21 protein-coding genes are annotated in these 23971 nt (G+C 69.7%); 11 read left to right on the top strand and 10 right to left on the bottom strand.

Going from position 1 to position 23971, the window contains the following annotated elements; all coding sequences use genetic code 11:
- Positions 1-97 precede the first annotated feature (97 nt).
- Positions 98-1534: a DUF1254 domain-containing protein gene (locus E9536_RS16110; RefSeq protein WP_124532286.1), complete on the bottom strand. Its 1437-nt coding sequence runs from the start codon at positions 1532-1534 to the stop codon at positions 98-100.
- A 452-nt stretch (positions 1535-1986) separates the two neighbouring features.
- On the opposite strand from E9536_RS16110, the gene E9536_RS16100 reads away from it, so the two are divergent.
- Complete coding sequence (locus E9536_RS16100) at positions 1987-2310, top strand: toxin-antitoxin system HicB family antitoxin (RefSeq protein ID WP_059699854.1); 324 nt, start codon at positions 1987-1989, stop codon at positions 2308-2310.
- 184 nt (positions 2311-2494) lie between these two features.
- Positions 2495-5581, top strand: coding sequence for a heavy metal translocating P-type ATPase (locus E9536_RS16095; protein ID WP_136470161.1), 3087 nt, complete (start codon positions 2495-2497; stop codon positions 5579-5581).
- A gap of 255 nt (positions 5582-5836) precedes the next feature.
- On the opposite strand, the gene E9536_RS16085 is transcribed toward E9536_RS16095, so the two are convergent.
- The 4 genes from E9536_RS16085 to E9536_RS16075 all read right to left on the bottom strand — a co-directional run bounded on the left by E9536_RS16085 (position 5837) and on the right by E9536_RS16075 (position 9063).
- Positions 5837-6316, bottom strand: a complete 480-nt coding sequence (locus E9536_RS16085; protein ID WP_060083820.1) for a GNAT family N-acetyltransferase — start codon at positions 6314-6316, stop codon at positions 5837-5839.
- 221 nt (positions 6317-6537) lie between these two features.
- Entirely contained in the window at positions 6538-6693 is a 156-nt protein-coding gene (locus E9536_RS41430; RefSeq protein ID WP_006481665.1) for a hypothetical protein, read from the bottom strand.
- 175 nt (positions 6694-6868) lie between these two features.
- Complete coding sequence (locus E9536_RS16080; RefSeq protein ID WP_136470159.1) at positions 6869-8272, bottom strand: flagellar hook-length control protein FliK; 1404 nt, start codon at positions 8270-8272, stop codon at positions 6869-6871.
- Between the two features lie 92 nt (positions 8273-8364).
- Positions 8365-9063: an MgtC/SapB family protein gene (locus tag E9536_RS16075; protein ID WP_027790353.1), complete on the bottom strand. Its 699-nt coding sequence runs from the start codon at positions 9061-9063 to the stop codon at positions 8365-8367.
- Positions 9064-9177: 114 nt separating this feature from the next.
- Between E9536_RS16075 and E9536_RS16070 the strand changes: the two genes are divergently transcribed.
- Complete coding sequence (locus tag E9536_RS16070) at positions 9178-10287, top strand: AGE family epimerase/isomerase (RefSeq protein ID WP_027790352.1); 1110 nt, start codon at positions 9178-9180, stop codon at positions 10285-10287.
- Here E9536_RS16070 and E9536_RS16065 read toward each other — a convergent pair.
- Complete coding sequence (locus tag E9536_RS16065; protein WP_119337266.1) at positions 10260-11879, bottom strand: methyl-accepting chemotaxis protein; 1620 nt, start codon at positions 11877-11879, stop codon at positions 10260-10262. The genes E9536_RS16070 and E9536_RS16065 overlap by 28 nt on opposite strands.
- A gap of 271 nt (positions 11880-12150) precedes the next feature.
- Here E9536_RS16065 and E9536_RS16060 point away from each other — a divergent pair, with 271 nt between their 5' ends.
- Positions 12151-12594, top strand: coding sequence for a PaaI family thioesterase (locus E9536_RS16060; protein WP_011353771.1), 444 nt, complete (start codon positions 12151-12153; stop codon positions 12592-12594).
- Positions 12595-12779: 185 nt separating this feature from the next.
- On the opposite strand, the gene E9536_RS16050 is transcribed toward E9536_RS16060, so the two are convergent.
- The 3 genes from E9536_RS16050 to E9536_RS16040 form a co-directional block, all read right to left on the bottom strand.
- Positions 12780-13028 carry a type II toxin-antitoxin system prevent-host-death family antitoxin gene (locus E9536_RS16050; RefSeq protein WP_136470158.1) on the bottom strand — a complete coding sequence of 83 codons (249 nt, stop codon included), beginning with the start codon at positions 13026-13028 and terminating at the stop codon, positions 12780-12782.
- A gap of 117 nt (positions 13029-13145) precedes the next feature.
- A complete protein-coding gene (locus E9536_RS16045) occupies positions 13146-14198 on the bottom strand; it encodes a CaiB/BaiF CoA-transferase family protein (RefSeq protein ID WP_136470157.1) in 1053 nt (350 codons plus the stop codon).
- An 86-nt stretch (positions 14199-14284) separates the two neighbouring features.
- Complete coding sequence (locus E9536_RS16040) at positions 14285-15052, bottom strand: helix-turn-helix domain-containing protein (protein WP_136470156.1); 768 nt, start codon at positions 15050-15052, stop codon at positions 14285-14287.
- Positions 15053-15186: 134 nt separating this feature from the next.
- On the opposite strand from E9536_RS16040, the gene E9536_RS16035 reads away from it, so the two are divergent.
- The 7 genes from E9536_RS16035 to E9536_RS16005 all read left to right on the top strand — a co-directional run bounded on the left by E9536_RS16035 (position 15187) and on the right by E9536_RS16005 (position 22706).
- Positions 15187-15969 (top strand): crotonase/enoyl-CoA hydratase family protein, encoded by a 783-nt coding sequence (locus E9536_RS16035; protein ID WP_136470155.1) that lies wholly within the window; start codon positions 15187-15189, stop codon positions 15967-15969.
- Positions 15970-16048: 79 nt separating this feature from the next.
- Positions 16049-17269, top strand: coding sequence for a CoA transferase (locus E9536_RS16030; protein WP_060174018.1), 1221 nt, complete (start codon positions 16049-16051; stop codon positions 17267-17269).
- Positions 17266-18066: an enoyl-CoA hydratase-related protein gene (locus E9536_RS16025; protein ID WP_136470154.1), complete on the top strand. Its 801-nt coding sequence runs from the start codon at positions 17266-17268 to the stop codon at positions 18064-18066. Before E9536_RS16030 ends, E9536_RS16025 begins: the two co-directional genes overlap by 4 nt.
- A gap of 85 nt (positions 18067-18151) precedes the next feature.
- A complete protein-coding gene (locus tag E9536_RS16020; RefSeq protein WP_136470153.1) occupies positions 18152-19204 on the top strand; it encodes a porin in 1053 nt (350 codons plus the stop codon).
- Between the two features lie 10 nt (positions 19205-19214).
- Positions 19215-20537, top strand: coding sequence for an MFS transporter (locus E9536_RS16015; protein ID WP_136470152.1), 1323 nt, complete (start codon positions 19215-19217; stop codon positions 20535-20537).
- A 37-nt stretch (positions 20538-20574) separates the two neighbouring features.
- The gene (locus E9536_RS16010; RefSeq protein ID WP_136470151.1) at positions 20575-21729 is read left to right on the top strand and encodes an acyl-CoA dehydrogenase; all 1155 of its coding nucleotides are present in this window, start codon (positions 20575-20577) and stop codon (positions 21727-21729) included.
- Between the two features lie 38 nt (positions 21730-21767).
- Positions 21768-22706, top strand: a complete 939-nt coding sequence (locus E9536_RS16005; protein ID WP_136470150.1) for an alpha/beta hydrolase — start codon at positions 21768-21770, stop codon at positions 22704-22706.
- Positions 22707-22764: 58 nt separating this feature from the next.
- Here the strand turns inward: E9536_RS16005 and prpF are convergent, their stop codons facing one another.
- Positions 22765-23958 (bottom strand): 2-methylaconitate cis-trans isomerase PrpF, encoded by a 1194-nt coding sequence (gene prpF / locus E9536_RS16000; RefSeq protein ID WP_059693069.1) that lies wholly within the window; start codon positions 23956-23958, stop codon positions 22765-22767.
- Positions 23959-23971 lie beyond the last annotated feature (13 nt).

The raw sequence follows: 23971 nt of genomic DNA, 5'->3' as shown, positions 1-23971 counted from the left end.
CGCGCACGCTATCCCGAAAGTATAGGCTCAGGAGGTGACGGTACGGGGGTCGGGCGCCGTCGCGCCCGCCGGTCGGACAACGCCGCCGGTCATCCGTTCATTTCCGGACGACGACGGGCGGCATCCACGACCCGTCGCTCGCCTGCGGCTTCGGTGCGTACAGGCGCAACGCGAGTGCGAAATCGGCGCGCGGCGCCGGCAGCCAGTTGCCCGCATGCGTGCCGCCCGGCGACGCCGACACGACGATGTCGATCGACCCGTCGTGGTTGCGGCGCAGGCGGTCGCGATCGCCGAGCGAGCGGCGCGCCGACCCGACGTCGGGCAGCGCGCCGTTCGTCGCATACGGCGTGAGCGTCCAGAACGCGCGAACCGGCGGGAGTGCGCCCGGCGCGAAATGCAGCACGTAGCGGTTCGCTCCGTTCAGCGGATGGCCGTCGCTGTCGACACGCACGACCGCAAGCGTTTCGTCGTCGCGCGTCGCGGTGCCGAACTGCGTGTAGGCCGCGTACGCACGCAGCGTGTAGTCCTGGCCGTACTTGCCGGCCGTATCGCCGATCCAGCTCCAGCCGTTCGCGTTCAGCAGGTTCGACGGCGGGGTCGCGAGCCGCGCGCGCGCCTCGGCGACGCCGGCCGTCGCGGCCGCGAGGCGGTCGCCCGTCCACAGCACCGGGTAGCCGGCCGACACGCCGATGTCGCCGAGCAACGCCTGCGCGTGTGCGTCGTCGGCCGGCGCCGGGTTGTCCTGCAGCGCCTGCGCGAAGCGCGCGAAGAACGCCTTCGGGTCGAGCGCGGCCACCTGCTCGGCCGGCGTGCCGCCGCCCACCGCCTCGGACGGCGCGCTGCCCGCATGGACCGCCACCGACGCGCCGCGCGCCGCGCCCGTGTAGACCGACAGCGGCACCACGCGGATCGCGCGCTGCAGTTTCTTCACGTTCGTCAGGTCGCGCCCGCCGCTCGTCTGCAGACGGACTTCGAGCCACGCGTTGGCCGACGGGACGTCGATCCGGACGGCGCCCTTCGGCAGCGTGCCCTGCCAATCCTTCGCGGCGAAGGCAATCGTTTGCGATCGCACACCGCCGCGTGTGCCGCGCGCAGCCACGCTCGACGACGACCACAGCACGTTCGTCCACATGTCGAGCGCACGCGCGTCCCAGTAGCGGCCGCGCGTGTCGGGCAACGTGACGATCACGGGTTCGGCGGCGACGTCGAGCCAGCCGGTCGAGTCGAGCGTGTCGACGCCCGGCAGCGGCGGATTGACCGCGCCGACGGGCGGCAGCGCCTGCGCGTGGCGCAGCGTGTTGAGCGGCGCCTGCCCCGGCTGCGCGCCGTCGCCGCCGGTCGCCGCTTCCTTCGCGACGTCCATCAGCACGAGCGGATACGCGTATACATAGGAGTCGGCGACTTCCGCGCGCATCCAGCCGGTTTTCCGCTGAATGGCATCCGGTTGCGACGCGCACCCCGCAAGCAACGCCGCCATGGCCAGCGACGCGCACACGCGCCGCAGAGAAACTGATTCCTGCTGGTTTTCAATCATCGAGTACTGGCCGAATATCGTTCTTTTCAGTCAACGCCTTGTGCGACGCGCGAATGGCGAAAGCAAGGCACCCCAGCGTGCCCGGATAACCGTTTCGTGACGTTGCGTAACGGTGGGCGCTGATGTCAGGCCGGTATCATAGCGCCTACGGGCATCCCCTAATATGCCGAATAGCTGGCCGAACGCTAGCCGTATTGTCGACAGATGCGAAATAGTTCTGGCGATTTGCAACAAAACAGGGGATATCGGAGCGACACACGCTCAACGCGAAACAATCTCGAGTGCGGGGGCCGGCTGGTCGATCGACGAATGGTGTCACTAATGACACCATTCGATGCGGCTAGCGTATGGAAGATCCTCGAACTCATGAGGCGCGAGCCCGCGAACGTGCGATTCAACGATCAGGTGCGACAGGTTCTCGACGCGATCGCTCGACTGAAGGAACAGAAATCATGACTCAAGACCACTTTACGTACCGCGTAACGTGGTCCCCGGAGGACGGGGAGCACGTTGGCCTGTGCGCGGAATTCCCGTCTCTTTCGTGGCTCGACGCAACGCCGGAAGGTGCGCTGGCCGGTATTCGCCGGCTCGTCGCCGATGTCATTCGCGACATGACCGCAAACGGAGAAAAGGTGCCCGAGCCGATCGCCGACCGCACCTACAGCGGTGAATTCAAGGTTCGCATCCCGCCGCAGGCACACCGCGCGCTGGTGATCCAGGCCGCCGAGCAAGGCGTCAGCCTGAATCGTCTCGCGAGCGCCAAGCTCTGCGCCTGATCGCGCAGTCGAGCGCAAAGGCCCGCCCCTCCCGGATGTCGGTCAGGAATCCGGGAGATTGCTTTTTCCGCGTTGTGACACCCTGTGTGCATCGGCACGCGCTGCCACCGCTTGACCTTACCATCATGGGAATGTTGATACTGGTTCCATTCGCGGCACGAGCCGTGCATTCAGGGAATCCGACATGACAGAATCACTTGCCTCCACAGCGCTGCACACGATCGAGCTGAGCGTCGACGGCATGCATTGCGGCGGCTGTACGGGCCGCGTGCAACGGGCGCTGGCCGCGGTGCCGGGCGTCGTCGAGGCGGCGGTCGACCTCGACGCGCACGCGGCGACGGTGACTGCGCAGGAAACCATCGACGCCGCACGACTGATCGAGGCGATCGGCGCAGCCGGCTACCGTGCCGCCGTCCGCGCACCGGTGCTCGAAACCGCCGCCGCCGCGCATGCGCATCCTGTCGAAGCATCGCCCGCGCCGATGGCCGCAGCCGCTTCGACAGCCGGCCATCCGCTTCCCGCCAATAGCACCATCGAACTCGATATCGAAGGCATGACCTGCGCGTCCTGCGTGTCGCGCGTCGAAAAAGCGCTGGCGAAGGTGCCGGGCGTCACGCGCGCGTCGGTCAACCTCGCGACCGAACGGGCGACCGTCGATGTCACGGCCGACGTTTCCGCCGCACAACTGGTGGAAACCGTGAAACAGGCCGGCTACGGCGCGACACCGACCGTAACGGATGCAGGCTTTACCGCGCTCGCCCCCTCCTCGCCTGCCGCGCCCGCCAGCATCGAACTCGACATCGACGGGATGACCTGCGCGTCGTGCGTGTCGCGCGTCGAGAAAGCACTGGCGAAGGTGCCGGGCGTCACGCGCGCGTCGGTCAACCTCGCGACCGAACGGGCGACCGTGAACGCCGCGCCCGACGTTACTGCCGCCCGGCTCGCCGAAGCCGTCAAACAAGCCGGATACGGCGCGACGCCAGTTGCTGGCGCGGCCATCCCGCCGGCTGCTTCCACCGCCCCCGCCGACCTCGAACTCGACATCGACGGCATGACCTGCGCGTCCTGCGTCGGCCGCGTCGAAAAGGCGCTGGCCGCCGTGCCGGGCGTCGCCCGCGTTGCGGTCAACCTCGCGACCGAGCGCGCGTCGGTGCACGGCGCCGGCGCCCTCGACGCCGCCACGCTGATCGCGGCCGTCACCACCGCCGGCTATCGCGCGTCGCTCGCCGACGCGTCGTCAGCCGGCGCCACGACCGGCGCCGACGCGCAGCCGGCCGGCGCCGCGCAGGACCCCGAAACACGCAAGCGCCTCGAAGCGATCCGCGAACGCGATCTCGTGATCTGGTCTGCGGTGCTGAGCGCGCCCCTGATCGCGCCGATGCTCGTCGCGCCGTTCGGCATCCACCTGATGCCGAACGGCTGGGTCCAGCTCGTGCTCGCCTCGATCGTCCAGTTCGGCTTCGGCGCGCGCTTCTATCGCGCGGCCTGGCACGCGGTGAAGGCGCGCACCGGCAACATGGACCTGCTCGTCGCGCTCGGCACGTCGGCCGCATACGGGCTGAGCCTGTGGATGCTGCTGCGCGGCACCGCCCATCCCGGCCACCTGTACTTCGAGGCGTCGGCCGTCATCGTCACGCTGGTGCGCTTCGGCAAATGGCTCGAATCGCGCGCGAAGCGCCAGACCACCGACGCGATCCGCGCGCTGAACGCGCTGCGTCCCGACCGGGCCCGCGTCGTCGAGCACGGTGTCGAACGCGACGTGCCGCTGGCGCAGGTGCGTGTCGGCACCCGCGTCAGCATCCGGCCCGGCGAGCGCGTGCCCGTCGACGGCCGGATCGTGTCGGGTCGCTCGCACATCGACGAATCGCTGATCACCGGCGAGAGCCTGCCGGTGCCGAAGGACGACGGCGACCCCGTCACGGCCGGCTCGATCAACGGCGAAGGCGCGCTCGTCGTCGAAACCACCGCGATCGGCGCGGAGACGACGCTCGCGCGCATCATCCGCCTCGTCGAATCCGCGCAGGCCGAGAAAGCGCCGATCCAGCGGCTCGTCGATCGCGTGAGCGAGGTGTTCGTGCCGGCCATCCTCGGTATCGCGGTGCTGACGCTGATCGGCTGGCTGATCGCCGGCGCCGGGACGGAAACCGCGATCCTCAACGCGGTCGCGGTGCTCGTCATCGCGTGCCCATGCGCGCTCGGCCTCGCGACGCCCGCCGCGATCATGGCCGGCACAGGCGTCGCGGCGCGGCGCGGCGTGCTGATCAAGGATGCGCAGGCGCTCGAACTCGCGCAGCGCACCACCGTGATCGCGTTCGACAAGACCGGCACGCTGACCGAAGGCAAGCCGTCCGTGACGGCGTTCGAAGCCGTCGGCGTACCGCATGACGAAGCGCTCGCGCTCGCGGCGGCGGTGCAGCGTCAGAGCGACCATCCGCTCGCGCGCGCCGTGGTCGCCGCGCACGACGCCGACGTTGCCGCGCGCGGCAGTGCGGTGCCGCCGGCAAGCGCGGCCGATGCGCGCGCGGTGGCGGGACGCGGCGTGGAAGCCCGCGTCGGCGGGCAGTTGCTCGCGCTGGGCAGCACACGCTGGCGCGACGAGCTCGGCATCGCCGTGCCGCCCGCGCTCGACGCCCGCGCGGCGGAGCTCGAACGCGCGGGCAACACGATCTCGTGGCTGATGCGCGCCGATGCGCCGCGCGCGTTGCTCGCGCTGATCGCTTTCGGCGACACCGTGAAGCCGGGCGCCCGCGACGCGATCGCGGCACTGTCGGCGCGCGGCGTCGCGAGCGTGCTCGTGACGGGCGACAACCGTGGCAGCGCGGCAGCCGTCGCGGCGTCGCTCGGCATCGGCGAGGTGCATGCGCAGGTGCTGCCCGACGACAAGGCGCGCGTCGTCGCCGAGCTGAAGCGCACGCACGGCGGAATCGTCGCGATGGTCGGCGACGGGATCAACGATGCGCCCGCGCTTGCCGCGGCCGACGTCGGCATCGCGATGGCGACCGGCACCGACGTCGCGATGCACACGGCCGGCATCACGTTGATGCGCGGCGACCCGGCGCTCGTCGCCGATGCAATCGACATCTCCAGACGCACGTACCGGAAGATCCAGCAGAACCTGTTCTGGGCGTTCGTCTACAACCTGGTCGGCGTGCCGCTCGCGGCGCTCGGCTGGCTGAACCCGGTGATCGCGGGCGCAGCGATGGCGTTTTCCAGCGTCAGCGTCGTGACCAATGCGCTGCTGCTGCGGAGATGGAAAGGGCGCGCGCACTGAGCGGGTGTGGGCGGCGCGTGCAGGACGGTCGAAGGGTCGGAGGGCCGTTCGGCTGTCGGTGTTTGATGGTCGGGGTCGGTTGCTTGGGGCTCGGGGCTCGGGGCTCGGGGCTCGGGGCTCGGGGCTCGGGGCTCGGGGCTCGGGGCTCGGGGCTCGGGGCTCGGCGAGCAGGAAGGATCGGGAGTGTGGACGGTGCAGGCCGCCCGCGGCGTACCCGGTTGGCCGCAAGTGCCACCTGAGCGCCTGCCAGCGGATTCAGCCCGGAATGACCGGCTTGATCAACGTCGTCGTGATCGGCGCGAAGCCGCACGCACGATACAGCGCGCGGGCCGCCGTGTTGTGATTGAACACCGACAGCCCGATCTCGGTGATGCCATAGCGGCGCGCCTCGGCGTCGAGCGCATCGAGCGTGCGTGTGGCCCAGCCCTGGCGACGCCGGGACGGGACGATGTCGAGGTCGTAGATGAACAGCGTGCGGTTCGGCCCTTCGGGCACGATCGCGTACCAGAGGTCGCCCACCGCGTCGCCGCTGGCGGTGTCGACGAGCACGACGAGGGTCTGGCCGGAGGTCCGCAAGCCATCCGGCAGCAGCGTGTCGAAACAGGCGCGCGCCCGGCTGGTCGCGTCTTCGACAGCATTTTGTCCGGATGAGACGAGATCGCGCGCGTAGCCGTCGATGGCTCGCGTACGGTACGCGTGGAATTCTCTGGCCGTCATCGGCCGCATCTGCAGCATGGCCCGGTCACCGTGAGCGGATTCGGACTTCCAGTGTAGCGGGACGGTCGCGCCGGCGCGCGATGCGGCGGCGGAAAGCGGGCAGGCAGGTGCGGCGGGGGCCGCGCTGGCCGCGAATCAGCGAATCAGCGAATCAGCGAATCAGCGAATCAGCGAATCAGCGAATCAGCGAATCAGCGAATCAGCGAATCAGCGAATCAGCGAATCAGCGAATCAGCGAATCAGCGACGATACAGGACGATCGGCACGAGGTGCGCACGGCGCACGCGCTCGGCTTCGGCACGACGCGCAGCGTACGAGTATTCGGCGTCGAGCGGCAGGTGGGGCGACACGAAGAGGTCGTCGATCTTTTGCAGCAGGGCGAGGATGAAGCTCATGTGAGACTCCTGACAGACGTGGCTAGGGTTTTCCCTTAGATGGACGCTATTCTAAGGGTTTTCCCTGAACTCTGCCAGCGCACCGCATCAGTTTGCCGCATGCGCGCGGCGCCTGATCGCCGACGCGGAACCGCGATCCTTGCTCCGTCGGGCTCCCAGGATAGGGTCGAAACGATTAGCGCGTGCGGTGCGCACGTTTCGCGACAGCCGCCTCGCGATTTGCGTTGCGCTGGAGCCGGTCGACTTGCGACAGAAGCGCCTCGTGATGCTCCTCGAGCGTCATCAGCGTTGCCTGCTGCGTCGACAGATCGGCCGCGAGGCGATCGATCCGCTGCTGCTTCGTGGCGACGTCCTGCTTCAGATGCGCGATCTGCCGCGTCTGAAGCACCAGCGCAACGAGCCCGGCCAGCACGACGACGGCCAAGGCCAGCAGCAGGCGGTTGACGCGGCGCATCTCGCGATCGGCGGTGCGCGTCAAACCGTCGACGTCGGCCTGCAGCGCGGCGAGGCGGTCGGTCAGCGGACGCAGGTGCGTATCCGGATCGAAGACCGGCGCGGCCGGTTGCGCGCGCTCCACCGACGGCTTCGTGACAAAGGACGCAGCGGAAGCCATCGGCTGGGTGGCAGGGGATACGGTGGTGTCGGGGTGCGGCGCGGCGTCCACGGCCTTCGCAATATTCGCCGTGTTCGCCGTGTTCGCGGCGATTGCCGGCTTGGTCGGCTCCGCCGACGCCTGAGGCTCGACGATCGACACCGCGTCCGGTGCCGGACTCGCCCCGGCCGCCGCTCGCACCGTGTCGACGCTCGTCACGACTGGCGCAGATTGCTCTGCTGTCGCGTCGCTTGCACCGGCCGTCGCCCGACGTTTGCCGCCCGACGACGCACGACGCTCCTTCACGGCGTCGCCGGAAGATCGCCCTTCGCGGGATTTGACGGCGGCGGCAGCGGCGACAACAGCCGGCTCAACTTCGCCGCCAGCTGCTTGCGCTTCGGCCACCTTCGGCGCCGTATCATCGGCCGCCTGCAGCCTGGTCGCTGCCATCGTGACGGCGTCGGCCGCGGGCACATCGGCGGCCTTCGTTGCAACACCACCCGCCACGGGAATATCGACCGCCTTCATCGCAACAGCCCCGGAGGCCGGCACGATGTCGGCATCTGCAACCTCCTCACCTTGCGGCACCGAAACGCCATGGGCCACCGTCGCGACTTCCGGCGTCACCGCGCCCTCTACCGCTTCCGCATGTGCCGCCGCGCCCGCCCCTTCCCGCGCACCGAACCCGTCCAGCGCGGGCTGCCGCCCGGAGGCCACATCGTCCGCGATATCGACCGCTGCATCGGCCTGCGCCCCCGCTTCGTCGCGAACCGCAACCGGCGCGCGCTCGCCCGGCTCGAACACCGGATCGCCGAACAGGTCGAGCGTTCGCTCGTCCCGCGACGCGTCGGCGGCCGGCGCACTGCCGGACCGCGCCGTCGCCCTCGCGGACGTACTCCCCGCGGCAGCAGCCGAGCGCTGGCGGGAACGGGCCGACGAACGATTGGAACGGGAACGGGAGCGAGGCGAGGAAACGGATTCGGTCATGGAAATCGGATAGCGGGGCCCGCGAACACGGAACCGGATGTCGAACGGAATCGGTGGTCGGCCATTGTCGCATGCCCCGTTGCCGATTCAGCCTATTCGTCGCCCGACAGCCCGTTGCCCTCTTCAAAACGCGTCACGCCCTTCAGCGCGCGCAGCTTGTCGCAGATCGCCTGGTATTCGAGCGCCGACACCCGCGCGAGCGCGATGCGCACCTCGTCGTGCTCGCCCGTGTCGTCGGCACGCTGCACGATGAACTGCTTCACGCGCGCACTGTCCGGGCCGAGCGCCGCATGCAGCGAATCGAAGTTCAGCGTGCCGCTCACGACCGTCAGCGCGACCTGGCGGCGCTGCCGCACCGTGAAATAGCGCCGCTCCAGCGGCTTGATGCCGGCCAGGATGATCAGGATGATGATCGTCGCCGAAATCGACGCGACGTACAGCCCGCCGCCCACCGCAAGGCCGATCGCGGCGACCGACCACAGGCTCGCGGCGGTCGTCAGCCCGCGCACGATCTCGCCGCGCAGCAGGATCGAACCCGCGCCGAGGAAGCCGATGCCCGAGACGACCTGCGCGGCGATCCGCGACGGATCGAGCATGATGTGCTCGCTGCTGCCGAGCACGTCGGCGAAACCGAACGCCGACACGATCATGATCAGCGTCGAACCGACACAGACGAGCATGTGCGTGCGCAGGCCGGCGGCCCACGACAGGCGCTCGCGCTCGAAGCCGATGACGCTGCCGAGCGCCGCCGCGAGAACGAGCCGCATCACGAGTTCCAGGTTGCTCAGCATGCGATTTATCTCCTTTTTTGGTGCCGGCCGCGCGGAATGTTTTATCCTTGGCCCCGGCCGCGCCGATCCTCCGGGCCGCGCCGACACGTTTCGAACCCAGCGCTCAACCCCGTCATGTCCGTTTCCGACTCCGCTTCCGCCCAGGCCGCCCAGCTGCGCCACCATTTCGCGCACGTCGTCTTGCCGATCTGGCGGGGTTCAGGGTTCGACCAGACATTGCAGCTGCCGTTCGAAGCCGTCGATCCGGCCACCCACGCGCCGCTGCCCGTGACCCGTTATCGCGCAATGGCGTGCGCACGGCAACTGTTCGTGTTCGCGCAGGCCGGCGACACCGCGCACGCAGCCACGCTGTTCGACGCGCTGGGCCGGCGCTTTCGCGACACGCGCCACGGCGGCTGGATCTACAGCGTCGACGCGCAGGGCGCGCCGCTCGACACGACCAAGGATCTCTATACGCACGCATTCATCGTGTTCGCGTGTGCCGCCTGGTACGCGGCGTCGGGCGACGCCGCCGCGCGCACGACGGCCGAGGAGACCGCCGCGCTGATCCGCGACCGTTTCGCGCCGCATCCCGGCGACGCGCTGCTCGATGCGGCGCGCCACGCCGATTTCTCGTCATCCGGCAGCGGAGCGCTGCAGAATCCGCTGATGCACCTGACCGAAGCCTGGCTCGCGGCTGCCGATGCATTCGGCGACGCGGCGTTCGACGACGCGCTCGCGCACACCGCGCAGGCCGTCGAGCGCACGTTCGTCGACGCGGCGACCGGCTGCGTGGCCGAGCTGCCGCTCGGCGCGGCAGACAACCGTTTCGAGCCCGGTCATCAGTTCGAGTGGTTCTACCTGGTCGATGCGGCCGGCGCGCGGCTCGCGCAAACGGGGCTCCCCGCTGCGCTGTCGCGCGCGTTCGGCTTTGCGGAGCAATACGGTGTCGATCCGCAGACGGGCGGCGTCTGCGCGGCGCTCGATGCGCAAGGCGCGTGCGTCGACGGCACGCAGCGGATCTGGGCGCAGACGGAGTACCTGCGCGCGCTCGCGACGCACGGCGGCACGCCGGCCTCCGCGCCGCTCGCACGGCAGATCGAACGCTTCGCCGCGCGCTTCCTGCATCCCCGCGGCTGGTTCGAGTGCAAGACGGCTGACGGGCAGGTGTCGCGCGCCGACATGCCGTCGACGACGCCCTACCACCTCGCGACCGCCTACGCGGCGCTGCCGGCCGGTTCGTAACCCGTCCCGGCGAACGACGACGCCGCGCGTTCGTCGCGCGCGGCACGGCCGTCGCCCAGTTCGAATACCGACACGGCCTGCATCAGGTGCGCGGTCTGGTCGTTCAGCGACGCGGCCGCCGCCGCGACTTCCTCGACCAGCGCCGCGTTCTGCTGCGTGAGCTGATCCATCTGCGTGACGGCCTGGTTCACCTGCTCGATCCCGACGCTCTGCTCGACCGACGCCGAGGTGATCTCGGACATCGTCTGCACGACGCGCGTGATCGACGTCGACACCGTCCGCATCGCTTCGCCGGCGCGCTCGACGAGCTCCGCGCCGCCGTTGATCTGCGCGACCGAATCCTCGATCAGCGCCTTGATCTCCTTCGCCGATTGCGCGCTGCGCTGCGCGAGCGAGCGCACTTCGCCCGCGACGACCGCGAAGCCGCGGCCCTGTTCGCCGGCCCGCGCGGCCTCCACGGCCGCGTTCAGCGCCAGGATGTTGGTCTGGAACGCGATGCCGTCGATCACCGAGATGATCTCCGCGATCCGCCCCGAGCTCTGCGCGATGCCGCGCATCCGGTCGATCACGCTGTCGACCACGCCGCCGCCGTGGCTCGTCGCCTCGAGCGCCGCGTCGGCCAGCGCGCTCGCCGCGCGTGCGCTGTCGGTGTTCTGACGGACGGTTGCCGTCAGCTCCTCCATGCTCGCGGCCGTTTCCTCGAGCGACGCGGCCTGGGTGCCGGTGCGCGCCGACAGGTCGGCGTTGCCGCCCGCGATCTCGCCCGCGCCGAGATGGATCGCATCGGACGCCTGGCGCACCGTGCGCACGGTGCCCGCGATGCTCGTCTGCATCGTCGCGAGGCCGCGCAGCATCCGGTCGATCTCGAACACGCCGCCTGCCCGCACGACTTCATCGAGCCGGCCCTGCGCGATCCGCTCGAAATGGCGGCCGGCTTCTTCCAGCGGCGCGACGACCGCGCGCCGCGCGGCCGCGTAGATCGCCGCGCTCGCCACGAGCATCGCCACCAGCAGCACGATGCCGACCGACTTGAACCACAGCATGCCGCCGTCGATCGTATCGAGCGCCGAGCGGCTCGATGTGCCGCCGTAGTCGGTGAAGCGGCGCAGCTCGGCGATATAGGCGTCCTGGATGCCCTGCGTCGGCTGGTCGAGGAATGCCTGGATGTTGTCGGCGTCGAGGAACTGCACGAGTTCGCCCAGCGCGCCGCGCAGCGCGCGATAGCGCTCGGTGAGCGCCGCGACACGCGCGCGGTTGGTCTCGTCGACCGGCTGCACGGCCGTCAGCGCGGCGAACGCCTTGTCGGCTTCCGCGAGCGACGCGCCGGCATGGCGGATGATGTCGTCCGGCTTCGGGCCGCCGCGCACCATCCGCGTGCCGGCGCGCGACAGGTTGATGCGCGCGTCGAGCAGTTGCTGGGTGGCCTGGCTCGCCGCGCCGACCTGCGTGATCGCGACGTTCGACAGGTCGTCGACGCCGCTGCGCGTCGACGTGAGCGCCCAGAAGCCGAGCGCCTCGATCGCGAACAGGAAAAGGCAGAACACGGTCAACACGCCGAGCAGACCCGACGCGAGCTTGATTTTTCCGAACATGGGGGAGATTCCTGGAAAGCGGACGATGAGGCAATGCCCCGGCATTAGCGGCATTTCTTCGTCGGACTTTAGGACCGGGAGACGGCAAAGTTCACGTTGCTCGTGCATTCCCGCGGAATCGCCGGCAAACCGGGGGATCTTCGGTATTCGACGCAATAATCGCGTCGCATCGCGCGTGAATTTGCACGAAATGCGGACGAATTTCCTTGCTTATCCGCAGCCCCCTTCCTAGAGTTCAGCGCAAGCGGGCACTCATTGCGAAGGAAGTTCGATGACCGACATCACGGATCACGCGCGCGGCGCATTGCGCGCGCAACCGTTCAGCATGCTGCTGGGCACGGAGCTGATGCATATCGGCGACAACGAAGTGTCGCTGTGCCTGCCCGTGCGCGAAGAACTGCGGCAGCAACACGGGTTCGTGCACGGCGGCGTCATCAGCTACCTGGCGGACAACGCGCTGACGTTCGCCGGCGCGCTCGTGCTGGGCCCGCGCGTGATTACGGCCGAATACAAGATCAACTATCTGCGGCCGGCCGTGAACGGCACGCTCGTCGCGCGCGCGAAGCTCGTGTACGCGGGCCGGCACCAGGCGACCTGCCAATGTCACGTGTTCGTCATCGACGGCGATCACGAACGGCTCGTCGCGATCGCGCAAGGCACGATCAACCGCGTCGGCGACGGGAAGATGCCGGATGCGCCGGAAGAGACGGCCTGACGGGCGGCACCGGCCGGTTCGACGAGACAAGCCGCGAAACGCCGAAGCCACAGCGCGTGTCGCACGGCCTGGCCGAAGGAATGCGAGGATTTTCGAGCCGTTCGGCAAGTCTCGCCTCGAACCGATCGCGAACGGTGCGATCGAGCTTCTTCCACGCCTTCAACGCCGGTTCGAGCAACGCGAACTCAAAGGTCAACCAGTTTGACCTTGACGACTTTCCCGTTGGCGCGCGAATCGACGAGCGCGTTGTCTTCGATATCCTCGAGACGTTCGACCATCGCCTCCCATGTCTTCGCCGGGATGCAGTAGAACGCAGGTTCGTTGTGGTTCAGGATCGCGACCGGGAAGCCCTCGCCCACCGCCACGGTTCCCGTCGGGTTCCGCTTCAGCTCCGAAACGCTCGCCGTCACGCTGGCCGGAATGGTGTGGGGCATGTCCGCTCCTGATTCGATCGAAATTTCACCGCACCTGATTCGGTACCAACTTTAGCCCTATCCAGAATGCCCTCGCGATAACGCCGGGTTTGCTCCCGAACCGCGAGCTTCGACGCGCTACTCGGCCTCATCCCCCGCCAGCGGCAAAAACCGCGGCGCCACCCGCGCCCGCACGTGGCCGTTCTCGTCCGTTCGATAGATCCCGCGTGCGACGTTATGCGGATGCGCGACCGCGTCCGCCACGCTCAGCAGCGGCGCGAAGCACACGTCGGTGCCTTCGAGCAGCGCGCGCCAGTACGCGGACGGCTGCTGCGCGAACACGTCGGCGAAACGCGCCTTCAGCGCGGGCCAGCGTGCGCGGTCGTACTGCGACGCCGGATCGACGTCGGTCAGCCCGAGCCGCTCGACCAGCAGCGCGTAGAACGGGGGCTCGAGCGCGCCGATCGTCACGCACGCGCCGTCCGCGCAGCGATACACGTCGTAGAACGGCGCATCGTGGAACAGGCTCGGCTGCGCACCGTCGAGCTGCCCGTTCGCGCGCGCCCACAGCGCGAGCGAACCGAGCATCGACACGATGTCGACGATCGCGCCGTCGACCACCCGCCCCGGCCCGCCGCCGCGCACGTCGAACAGCGCGCAGACGATCCCGAACGCGAGCCCGAGCGCGCCGCCCGCATCGCCGACGACGGTCGGCGGCAACCCCGGCCGGCCGTCGCGCGGCGCGGACAGCGACAGCAGCCCTGTCAGCGCGACGTAGTTCAGGTCGTGCCCGGCCGCGGCCGCGAGCGGGCCGTGCTGGCCCCAGCCGGTCATCCGGCCGTACACGAGCTTCGGATTGCGGCGCGCGCAATCTTCAGGCCCGAGGCCGAGCCGCTCCATCACGCCGGGCCGCAGGCCCTCGATCAGCGCATCGGCCTGCGCGATCAGGTCGAGCGCGGCCTCGCGGCCGGCCGGCGACTTCAGGTCGAGTTCGACGATCGTCTTGCCTTCGCGCAGCAGGTCGCCGTCGCGGGCCTTCAATGCGTCCGGCGCGCTCGTGCGGCCGGCCGGGCGCGCGATCAGCGTGATCCGCGCCCCCATCCCCGCGAGCATCCAGCCCGCGAGCGGGCCGGGGCCGAGACCTTCGAATTCGATGATGCGGATGCCGGAAAGCGGCGCGTTCAATGACATGACAGCCTCGCTGAAATGCAGTCGGGACAAGAGCGGCGAAACCGCCCGATTCTATGCGAATGCCGGCGCGCGCCGGCCTCGCCCGGCTAGCCGGACGCCGCATCCGTACGCTGCGCGTCCAGCGCCTCCCGCATCGCCCGCACGATCGCGTCGCGACGCGCTTCGATCCGCTCGACGGGCCCGGCCACGCCCATGGCCAGCGGCAGGCCGTTCCAGCCGTCCGCGATCACCATCGAGATCATCGCGGCGCCCTGCGTGACCGTATGCGCCGAATAGGAATAACCGAGCCGGCGCGTCTGTTCGACCTTGTCGAGCACGACGTCCTCGTCGATCGTCCTGCCCGATTTCCCGATCCGGCGAATGCTGCGCGATACGAGCCGGCGGATCGTGCTGTCCGGCTGAAGGCTCAGCAGCGCCCAGCCGAGCCCCGACATGCAGATCTCGCGACGCGTGCCGATCGGCGCGTAGAACTGGATCGGAATCGTATGCGAGCCCTCGACCGCGTCGATGTACTGCACGTACAGGTCGCTCTGCACCGCGATCACGACCGCCTCGTGCGTGCGCAGCGCCAGCCGTTTCGCGACGGCATGCCAGTGCCGCCGGCTGCCGGCCGCCGAATCGACGAGCGCTTCGCCAAGGTTGACGAGCCGTGCGGTCGGCGCATACGCGTGGGTTGCGTCGTCGTACGAAAGATAGCCGAGCGCCTTCATGCTGGTCAGCAGCGCCGCCGCGCTCGACCCCGGATACCCGCAACGCGTGGCGATCTCGCGCACGCTCAGCGGCCGCTGCAATGCGCTGAAGAGTTCCAGCACCTCGAACACGCGCGCCGCGCTCTTGACCACGTTTCCGCTCATCCCGCCCTCTCCGCTGCAACCGGGACGGGCCTTCCACATATGTGGAACGGAATTTCCCGCCGCCAACCGTCGTGACGATACTAGGCTTCGGCCCGCGGCGTGAAGCCCCGCGGCACAGAACACACGGAGACACCATGGCAGCCTTTCTGATCCGTGAACGGCAGGGCCCGATCCTGACCGTCACGATGAACCGTCCCGAAACCCGCAACGCCATTTCGGACACCGATGCGATCGACGCACTGACCGAATGCTGCGACGACGCGAACCGCGACGAGTCGATCCGCGTGCTGGTCCTGACCGGCGCCGGCACGACGTTCTCGTCGGGCGGCAACGTGAAGGCGATGCGCGCATTCATGGAATCGGAGTCGCACGACCTTGCCGCGATCCGGTCCGGCTACCGCCGCGGCATTCAGCGCCTTGCACGGGCGTTCCAGCAACTCGAGGTGCCGGCCATCGCGGCGGTCAACGGCCCGGCGATCGGCGCCGGCACCGACCTCGCGTGCATGTGCGACATCCGCATCGCCGCCGACGGCGCGCGCTTCGCCGAGAGCTTCATCGCCCTCGGCCTCGTGCCCGGCGACGGCGGCGCGTGGTTCCTGCCGCAGATCGTCGGCGCCGCCGTCGCCGCGGAAATGTCGTTCACGGGCGATGCACTGGATGCGCAGGCCGCGCTGCGCTGCGGGCTCGTGTCGCGCGTCGTGCCCGACGCCGACCTCCTCGCGCACGCCCATGAACTGGCCGGCCGCATCGCCCGCCACTCGGGCACCGCGTTGCGCCTGACCAAGCGCCTGCTGCGCGAAAGCCGCCATGCAAGCCTCGACACGGTGCTCGACCTGTCGGCGTCGTATCAGGCGTTCGCGCACGCGACCCCGGAACATCGCGCGGCGGTCGACGCACTCTTTGCCGCACGCGGCTGAACCCCGACGCATCACGGCCGTGCAGCCGGCGCGTGCCGGTCTGCCGGCGCATCGCATCCCCATCGAAGGAGACATCGTCATGACCAGCAGTAACGAAGGCGCGCTCGCGGGCGTGCGTGTGGTGGACCTGAGCCGCGTCTATGCGGGGCCGTTCTGCGCGCAGACGCTCGCCGACCACGGCGCGGACGTCATCAAGATCGAACCGCCGCAGGGCGACGAAACGCGCGACTGGGGGCCCGCGATGCCGAACGGCCTCTCCAGCTACTACTGGGGGCTCAACCGCAACAAGCTCAATCTCGCGCTCGACCTGTCGCATCCCGACGGACGCGACGTGCTGTTCCGCCTGCTCGAGAAAGCCGACGTGCTGGTCGACAACTTCAAGCAGGGCACGCTCGAACGCTGGGGCATCGGCTACGAAGACTGCCTGCGCGAGCGCTTTCCGCGCCTCGTCCACTGCTCGATCTCCGGATACGGCACCGACGGCCCGCTCGCGCGGTTTCCGGGCTACGACGCCGTCGCGCAGGGCCTCGCCGGCTTCATGTCGATCAACGGCGAACCGGGCGGCATGCCGCTCAAGGTGCCGTTTCCGGTCGTCGACTTCGCGGCCGGCATGAGCGCCGTATCGAGCGTCCTGCTTGCGCTGGTCGAACGGACGCGCTCCGGCCTCGGCCAGCACGTCGACATCGACCTGTTCAGCACGGCGCTGTCGATGCTGCATCCGGTCAGCACGAGCTGGATGGCGACCGGTGAGGTTCCCGTCGCGACCGGCAACGTGTACGGCGCGATCGCGCCGTACGGCGTCTATCCGTGCAAGGACAAGCCGGTCGCGACCGGCGCCGGCAACAACCGCACGTTTGCGCGGCTCGTCGAAGCGCTCGGCGTGCCCGAGCTGGCGCGCGATCCGCGCTTCGCGACCAACGCGCAGCGCGTCGCGCATCGCGATGCGCTCGACACGCTGCTCGGCCAGCTGACCGCCGAGCTGCGCGCCGACGAGGTCGTCGAGCGGCTGATGCACGCGGGCGTCGCGACGGGGCCGGTGAACACCGTCGCCGACGCGTTCGGCCATCCGCAAACCGCTCGCAACGCGATGTTCGTCGACACCGACACGTACATCGGCGCGGGCATCCCCGCCAAGCTTTCCCGTACGCCCGGATCGATACGCCGGCCGCCGCAGCCGTTCGCCGCCGACACCGACGCCGTGCTCGACGCGTTCGGTATCGACGCGGCGCGCCGGGACGCGTTGCGGCAGGCGGGCGTGCTCCACGACACGCGCGCGAATGCTGCCGGGAGCGCGTCATGACCACGCCGGGCGCATTTTCCTCGCTGACGGGCGACGACGCCCCGTCGATCCTGCGCAACGACGACGACGGCATCGCGTGGCTGACGATCCATCGCCCGCACGTCGCCAACGCGCTGTCCGCCGACGCGATCCGGCGCCTGTGCGACGAACTGGTCACGCTCGACGACAACCCGGCGATCCGCGTCATCGTGATCCGCGGCGCGGGCGAGCGCGCATTCAGCGCGGGCGTCGATCTCGGCGATCCCGAGATTCGCGGGATGCGGCCGATGCGCGGGCTCGCCCGCAACGTGCACGAGCTGATCCTGGAACTGCGCAAGCCGACCATCGCGGCCGTCAACGGCTTCGCCGTCGGCGGCGGCTTTGAAATCGCGCTCGCGTGCGACCTGCGGATCGCCGCCGATCACGCGACCTTCGCGCTGCCCGAGGCGCGCGTCGGGATGGGCGCGAATTTCGCGAGCGTGCTGCTGCCGCGCCTGCTGCCGCGCGCGATCGCGATGGAGCTGCTGTTCACGGGCCGCCGCCTCGACGCGGACGAGGCGCAGCGCGTCGGCTTGCTGAACCGCGTCGTCCCCGCCGCCGCGCTCGACGACACCGTGCGCGAACTGGCGCGGACGATCTCCGAAAACGCGCCGCTCACGATCCGCCGCATCAAGGAAACCGCGACACGCAGCCAGGGGCTGCCGGCGGCCGCCGCGCTGCGGCTGGACGTCGGCCCCGACGTCTACGCGAGCGAGGACCGGATCGAGGGCGCCCGCGCGTTTCTCGAGAAACGCAAGCCGGTATTCAAGGGGCGCTGAACCGACGCGGCACGGCGGCACCCCGCGCGCAACCGCTCCCAGAACGCGGGCGCGCCACAACAAGACATGGAACGGAGACACCTTCATGCAACGGAAAGCATTCCTGATCGGCGCGTGCGTGCTGAGCGCCACGTCGGTGCACGCATCGTCGGTCACGCTGTACGGGATCGTCGACAGCTACGTCGAATTCGACCGCGTCGGCAGCCTGTCGAGCCTGCGGCAAAGCGGCGGCGGATCGTCGACGAGCCGCATCGGACTGACGGGCGTCGAGGATCTCGGCGGCGGCACGTCGACGAAGTTCGTGCTGGAAAGCGGCTTCTCGCCGGCCGACGGATCGTTCCAGGGCGGCACGCTGTTCTACCGGCAGGCCTACGTGTCGCTGCAGAACACGCGCTACGGCGACCTTCGGCTCGGCCGCCAATACACGCCCGCGTTCTACGTCGTGTACGACGGCGATCCGTTCGGGCTCAACGAACGGCTGTCGCCGCTCGCGCTGCTCGCGACGTCGACGGACACGATCACGAGCAACACGACGCCGCCGATTCCGCGCTTCAACCAGGCGGCGTCGTATCTGAGCCCCGACTGGAACGGCCTGCGCGTGATGGCCACGTACGGCTTTCCGACGCCCAACGCGCTGTCCACGCAGGCCGGGCGCAACTACGGCGCCGGGCTCCAGTACCGGATCGGCGGGCTCTATCTCGGCGCCGGCTTCCAGGGCGACACGTCGGCCGGCAACCTGGCGCCCGTCGTCTCGCCGTCGACGACGCGCCACTACGTGTTCGCGGCCAACTACGCATTCGCTCGCGTCAAGCTGTACGCCGCGTTCCTGTACGGCGTCGGCACGGCGGCGCACCTGCCGGCGTTCTCGACCGCGAGCGCCGGCGCGTCGATCAACGTCGGCGCGCTCGATCGCGTGCTCGTCTCGGTCGTGCGTCGCGACGTGAAAGGCTCGGCGAACGACGCGACCGCGCTCGGCGTCGGCTACGACCATCCGCTGTCGAAGCGCACGTCGCTCTACGCCCGCTATCTGTACGTGAAGAACAGCGGCGACGCCCGCAACACGGTCGTCGTCGGCCTGCAGCCGCAACCGGGCGGCACCGGGCAGGTGTTCGCGCTCGGCATCGCCCACCGCTTCTGACGGAGTGCCCATGACCCCGACCCTTTCCACGCATGCGGCCGCCGCCGGCGATCACGCGACGCAGGCGCTCTACCGCCGGATCTCGCGCCGGCTACTGCCGTTCCTGATCCTCTGCTACACGCTGTCGTTCATCGACCGGATCAACATCGGTTTCGCGCACGCGCAGATGGCCGCCGAACTGCACTTCTCCGACGCCGTCTACGGGCTCGGCGCGGGCATCTTCTTCATCGGCTACATGGCGTTCGAGATTCCGAGCAACGCGCTGCTGGCGCGGATCGGCGCACGCAAGACGATTGCCCGGATCATGGTGCTGTGGGGGCTCGGCTCGGCCGCGACGATGTTCGTCACGACGCCCGCGCAGTTCTACGCGTGCCGCTTCCTGCTCGGCGTGTTCGAGGCCGGCTTCTTCCCCGGCATCCTGTTCTATCTCGGCGCGTGGTATCCGCCGCGGCAGCGCGCGAAGGCGTTCGCGTTGTTCATGACTGCGCTGTACCTCGCCGGGCTGATCGCCGGCCCCGTGTCGGGCGCCATCCTCTCGTTCTTCGACGGCGCCGCCGGCCTGAGCGGCTGGCAGTGGCTGTTCCTCGTCGAAGGGCTGCCGAGCAGCGTGCTCGGCCTCGTCGCGCTGCGCTTTCTCGACGACCGGCCGGACGACGCGCGCTGGCTGTCGGACGCCGACAAGGCCGCGCTGCGCGCCGCGCACGTGCACGCCGAAGCCGCCACACCGGACGCGAACGCGGCACGGCCGCTGCTTGCCCACCGCGATTTCTGGCTGCTGTGCGCGGCCAATTTCTCGATCGCGGCCGCCGGCTATGCGCTCGTGTTCTGGATGCCCGTGATCCTGCATCGCGGCGGCCTGCATGGCGCGATGCGGATCGGGGTGCTGTCCGCGCTGCCCTACCTGTGCGGCATCGTCGGCATGCTCGCGATGGGCTGGCGCACCGAGCGGCGGCGCGAATGGCGCGGGCACGGCGCGGTCGCGATGCTCGCGTGCGCGGCCGCGCTCGCCGGGCTGGCGAGTACCACCGGCACATCACACCTGATGATCGCGCTCTGCGTCGCGGTCGCCACGCACGCCGCGGCGCTGCCCGCATTCTGGGTGCTGCCGGGGCTCGCGCTGCCGAAGCGCTCGATGGCGGTCGCGATCGCGGCGATCACGATGTCCGGCGCGATCGGCGGGTTCGCGAGCCCGTTCCTGATGGGCGTGCTCAACACGGCCACCGGGTCGATGCGCGGCGGCCTCTATTTCAACGCCGCGCTGCTCGCGGCCGGCGCCGTCGCCTTGCTCGGCACGCTGCGCACCCGCGCGGTGTCGCGCACGAACGCCGGCTGACGGCATCGCCCCCCTTTACCCACCCTCATCGACTCCCATGAATTTCGACCTTGAACTCGAACACCGGATGATCCGCGACCTCGTCGCACGTTTCGTGCAGGACGAGCTGATCCCGCTCGAAGCAGCGGTCATGGCCCGCGAGGCCGACGGCCAGCGCTTCGGGCTGCTCGACGAAGAACGCGCCCACCTCGACGAGCGTTCCCGGCAGCTCGGCCTGTGGGGCCTCGACGCGCCGCTCGACGCCGGCGGCTCGGACCTGCCGGCCGTCGCGATGGTCGGCGTCAACGAAGCGATCGGCACGACCGTGACGCCGTACATCCTGCCGCCCGATTCGCCGAACCTGCGGATGCTGTGCGACGTGGCCGACGACGCGCAGCGCGCGCGTTATCTCGAACCGTACGCACGCGGCATCACGCGTGCCGCGATGGCGATCTCCGAGCCGGGCGCAGGCTCGGACCCGGGCGCGCTGTCGACGACGGCCGTGCTCGACGGTGACGGCTGGGTGCTGAACGGACGGAAGATCTGGATCAGCCACGCGCCCGAAGCCGACTGGACGATCGTGATGGCGCTCACCGATCGGAGCAAGGGCAAGCGCGGCGGCATGTCGGCGTTCATCGTCGACCGCGACACGCCCGGTTTCATCATCGAACGGCGGATCCCGATGATCGGCGGGCTGTCGACCTACGAAATCGTGCTGGACGACTGCCGCATTCCCGCCGCGCAACTGCTGGGCCAGGAAGGTGCCGGCTTCGCGCCGATGCAGGCACGGCTCGCGAACCGGCGGCTGGAGATGGCCGCATGGTGCATCGGCCGCGCCGAGCGCGCGGTCGCGATGCTGTGCGACCATGCGAAACAGCGCAAGACCTTCGGCGTGCCGCTCGCGGAACGCCAGGCGGTCCAGTGGTGGGTCGCCGACGCGCTCACGCAGATCCACGCGTGCCGCCTCATGACCTACGAAGCGGCCGCGCGCGTGGATGCCGGCCAGGATGCACGCACGCAGATCTCGATGGTCAAGGTGTTCGCCACCGAAATGGCGTCGAGCGTCATCGATCATGCGATGCAGGCGCTCGGCGCGATGGGCATGACGAAGGAAATGCCGTTGCAGCAGATGGCCAGCGAAGCGCGGCTGATGCGCATCTTCGAAGGCCCGACCGAGGTGCACCGCTGGGTCATCGCGCGCAGCGCGCTCTGACCGCGGTGCACCGCCCACCTTCACGATGGAGCCATGCGTTGGACACCCTGCATCTCGTCGACCCCGAAATCCGCCCGCTGCTCGAGACCTGGCCGACCGTCACGCTCGGCATCGACAACCTCGCGCAGTCGCGCGAACGCGTGCTGCCGCTGCCGCCGCCCGACCTGGCCGGCAGCACGCTCGAACACCGCACGGTGCCCGGCCCCGCCGGTGCGCCGGACGTCCCGGTCCTCGTCTACCTGCCTGACGATCACGCGCGCCCGCTCCCGGCCATCGTCCACTTGCATGGCGGCGGCTTCGTGCGCGGCAAGGCGAAGGATCTCGAGGCGGTGCACCGGTCGCTCGTGACGCAGCTCGGCTGCGCGCTGATCTCGATCGACTACCGGCTCGCGCCTGAAACCGTGTTTCCCGGCGCGATCGAGGATTGCTACGCGGCGCTCGCATGGGTCTTCCGCCATGCCGATACGCTCGGCATCGATGCGTCGCGGATCGGCGTGGCGGGCGAGAGCGCGGGCGGCGGACTCGCCGCGTCGCTGGCGCTGCTGGCCCGCGACCGCAGCGAATACCGGCTCGCGTTCCAGCATCTGATCTACCCGATGCTCGACGATCGCACCTGCACGCGCACGCCGCACCCGCATGCCGGCGAGTTCGTCTGGCACGCGGCCAACAACCGGTTCGGCTGGACCTCGCTGCTCGGTCACGCGCCGGGCATCGACGGCGTGTCGCCCTACGCGGCCGCCGCGCGCGCCACGCGGCTCGACGGCCTGCCGCCCGCGTTCCTGTCGGTCGGCTCGCTCGACCTGTTCCTCGACGAAAACCTCGACTATGCGCGGCGCCTGCTCCGCGCGGGCGTGCCGACCGAACTGCACGTGCTGCCCGGCGGCGTGCACGGTTTCGACATCGTGCCCGGCGCGCGCATCGCCGAAACGGCGCGCCGCCTGAGCCACGACGCGCTGCGCCGCTTCCTGCACGGCTGACGAAAACGACGCGGGCGGCCGAAGCCGCCCGCATCTGCGCCGATACCGCCGGCGACGATCAGAACGCGTCGCCCGGCACCCGCACCCAGCCTTCCATCAGCACGCGCGCGCTGCGGCTCATGATCGCCTTGGTGACGGTCCACTCGCCGTTCTCCTGCTGCTGCGCTTCCGCGCCGACGCGCAGCGTGCCCGACGGATGCCCGAAGCGCACCGCGTTGCGTTCGCCGCCGCCCGCCGCCAGATTGACGAGCGTGCCGGGGATCGCCGCGGCCGTGCCGATCGCGACCGCCGCCGTGCCCATCATCGCGTGGTGCAGCTTGCCCATCGACATCGCGCGCACCAGCAGGTCGACGTCGCCCGCGTTCACGCGCTTGCCGCTCGACGCGACGTAATCGGCCGGCTTCGCGACGAACGCGATCTTCGGCGTGTGCTGCCGCGTCGCGATTTCATCGAGCGTGTCGATCAGGCCCATGCGCAGCGCGCCGTGCGCGCGGATCGTCTCGAACTTCTCGAGCGCCTTCGCATCGCCGTTGATCGCGTCCTGCAGCTCGGTGCCCGTATAGCCGATCGCTTCCGCCTCGACGAAGATCGTCGGGATGCCCGCGTTGATCATCGTCGCCTTCAGCGTGCCGACGCCCGGCACCGCGAGATCGTCGACGAGGTTGCCGGTCGGGAACATCGACCCGCCCGCGCCCTCCTCCTCGGCGGCCGGGTCCATGAATTCGAGCTGCACTTCCGCGGCCGGGAACGTGACGCCGTCCAGCTCGAAGTCGCCCGTCTCCTGCACCGCGCCGTTCACGATCGGCACATGGGCCACGATCGTCTTGCCGATGTTCGCCTGCCAGATCCGCACGGTCGCGATGCCGTCGCGCGGCACGCGCGACGGATCGACGAGCCCGCCGCCGATCGCGAACGGGCCGACGGCCGCCGACAGGTTGCCGCAGTTGCCGGTCCAGTCGACGAACGCCTTGTCGATCGCGACCTGCCCGAACAGGTAGTCGACGTCGTGGCCGGGCCGCGTGCTCTTCGACACGATCACCGTCTTGCTGGTGGACGACGTCGCGCCGCCCATCCCGTCGATCTGCTTGCCGTACGGATCGGGGCTGCCGATCACGCGCAGCAGCAGCGCGTCGCGCGCGGCGCCCGGCGCCTGCGCGGCATCCGGCAGGTCCTGCAGCCGGAAGAACACACCCTTGCTGGTGCCGCCGCGGATATAGGTCGCGGGAACCCTGATTTGAGGAATGTGAGCCATGTCCGTGTTCTCT

The organism is Burkholderia sp. LS-044, assembly GCF_004803625.1.
Lineage (GTDB): Bacteria > Pseudomonadota > Gammaproteobacteria > Burkholderiales > Burkholderiaceae > Burkholderia > Burkholderia cepacia.
This window is presented reverse-complemented; position numbering and strand designations above follow the sequence as displayed.

Bases quoted from the DNA above. Each gene is read 5' to 3' on its own strand.
- E9536_RS16110 (WP_124532286.1), bottom strand. From the start codon at position 1,534: ATGATTGAAAACCAGCAGGAATCAGTTTCTCTGCGGCGCGTGTGCGCG.
- E9536_RS16100 (WP_059699854.1), top strand. From the start codon at position 1,987: ATGACTCAAGACCACTTTACGTACCGCGTAACGTGGTCCCCGGAGGAC.
- E9536_RS16095 (WP_136470161.1), top strand. From the start codon at position 2,495: ATGACAGAATCACTTGCCTCCACAGCGCTGCACACGATCGAGCTGAGC.
- E9536_RS16085 (WP_060083820.1), bottom strand. From the start codon at position 6,316: ATGCTGCAGATGCGGCCGATGACGGCCAGAGAATTCCACGCGTACCGT.
- E9536_RS41430 (WP_006481665.1), bottom strand. From the start codon at position 6,693: ATGAGCTTCATCCTCGCCCTGCTGCAAAAGATCGACGACCTCTTCGTG.
- E9536_RS16080 (WP_136470159.1), bottom strand. From the start codon at position 8,272: ATGACCGAATCCGTTTCCTCGCCTCGCTCCCGTTCCCGTTCCAATCGT.
- E9536_RS16075 (WP_027790353.1), bottom strand. From the start codon at position 9,063: ATGCTGAGCAACCTGGAACTCGTGATGCGGCTCGTTCTCGCGGCGGCG.
- E9536_RS16070 (WP_027790352.1), top strand. From the start codon at position 9,178: ATGTCCGTTTCCGACTCCGCTTCCGCCCAGGCCGCCCAGCTGCGCCAC.
- E9536_RS16065 (WP_119337266.1), bottom strand. From the start codon at position 11,879: ATGTTCGGAAAAATCAAGCTCGCGTCGGGTCTGCTCGGCGTGTTGACC.
- E9536_RS16060 (WP_011353771.1), top strand. From the start codon at position 12,151: ATGACCGACATCACGGATCACGCGCGCGGCGCATTGCGCGCGCAACCG.
- E9536_RS16050 (WP_136470158.1), bottom strand. From the start codon at position 13,028: ATGCCCCACACCATTCCGGCCAGCGTGACGGCGAGCGTTTCGGAGCTG.
- E9536_RS16045 (WP_136470157.1), bottom strand. From the start codon at position 14,198: ATGTCATTGAACGCGCCGCTTTCCGGCATCCGCATCATCGAATTCGAA.
- E9536_RS16040 (WP_136470156.1), bottom strand. From the start codon at position 15,052: ATGAGCGGAAACGTGGTCAAGAGCGCGGCGCGCGTGTTCGAGGTGCTG.
- E9536_RS16035 (WP_136470155.1), top strand. From the start codon at position 15,187: ATGGCAGCCTTTCTGATCCGTGAACGGCAGGGCCCGATCCTGACCGTC.
- E9536_RS16030 (WP_060174018.1), top strand. From the start codon at position 16,049: ATGACCAGCAGTAACGAAGGCGCGCTCGCGGGCGTGCGTGTGGTGGAC.
- E9536_RS16025 (WP_136470154.1), top strand. From the start codon at position 17,266: ATGACCACGCCGGGCGCATTTTCCTCGCTGACGGGCGACGACGCCCCG.
- E9536_RS16020 (WP_136470153.1), top strand. From the start codon at position 18,152: ATGCAACGGAAAGCATTCCTGATCGGCGCGTGCGTGCTGAGCGCCACG.
- E9536_RS16015 (WP_136470152.1), top strand. From the start codon at position 19,215: ATGACCCCGACCCTTTCCACGCATGCGGCCGCCGCCGGCGATCACGCG.
- E9536_RS16010 (WP_136470151.1), top strand. From the start codon at position 20,575: ATGAATTTCGACCTTGAACTCGAACACCGGATGATCCGCGACCTCGTC.
- prpF (WP_059693069.1), bottom strand. From the start codon at position 23,958: ATGGCTCACATTCCTCAAATCAGGGTTCCCGCGACCTATATCCGCGGC.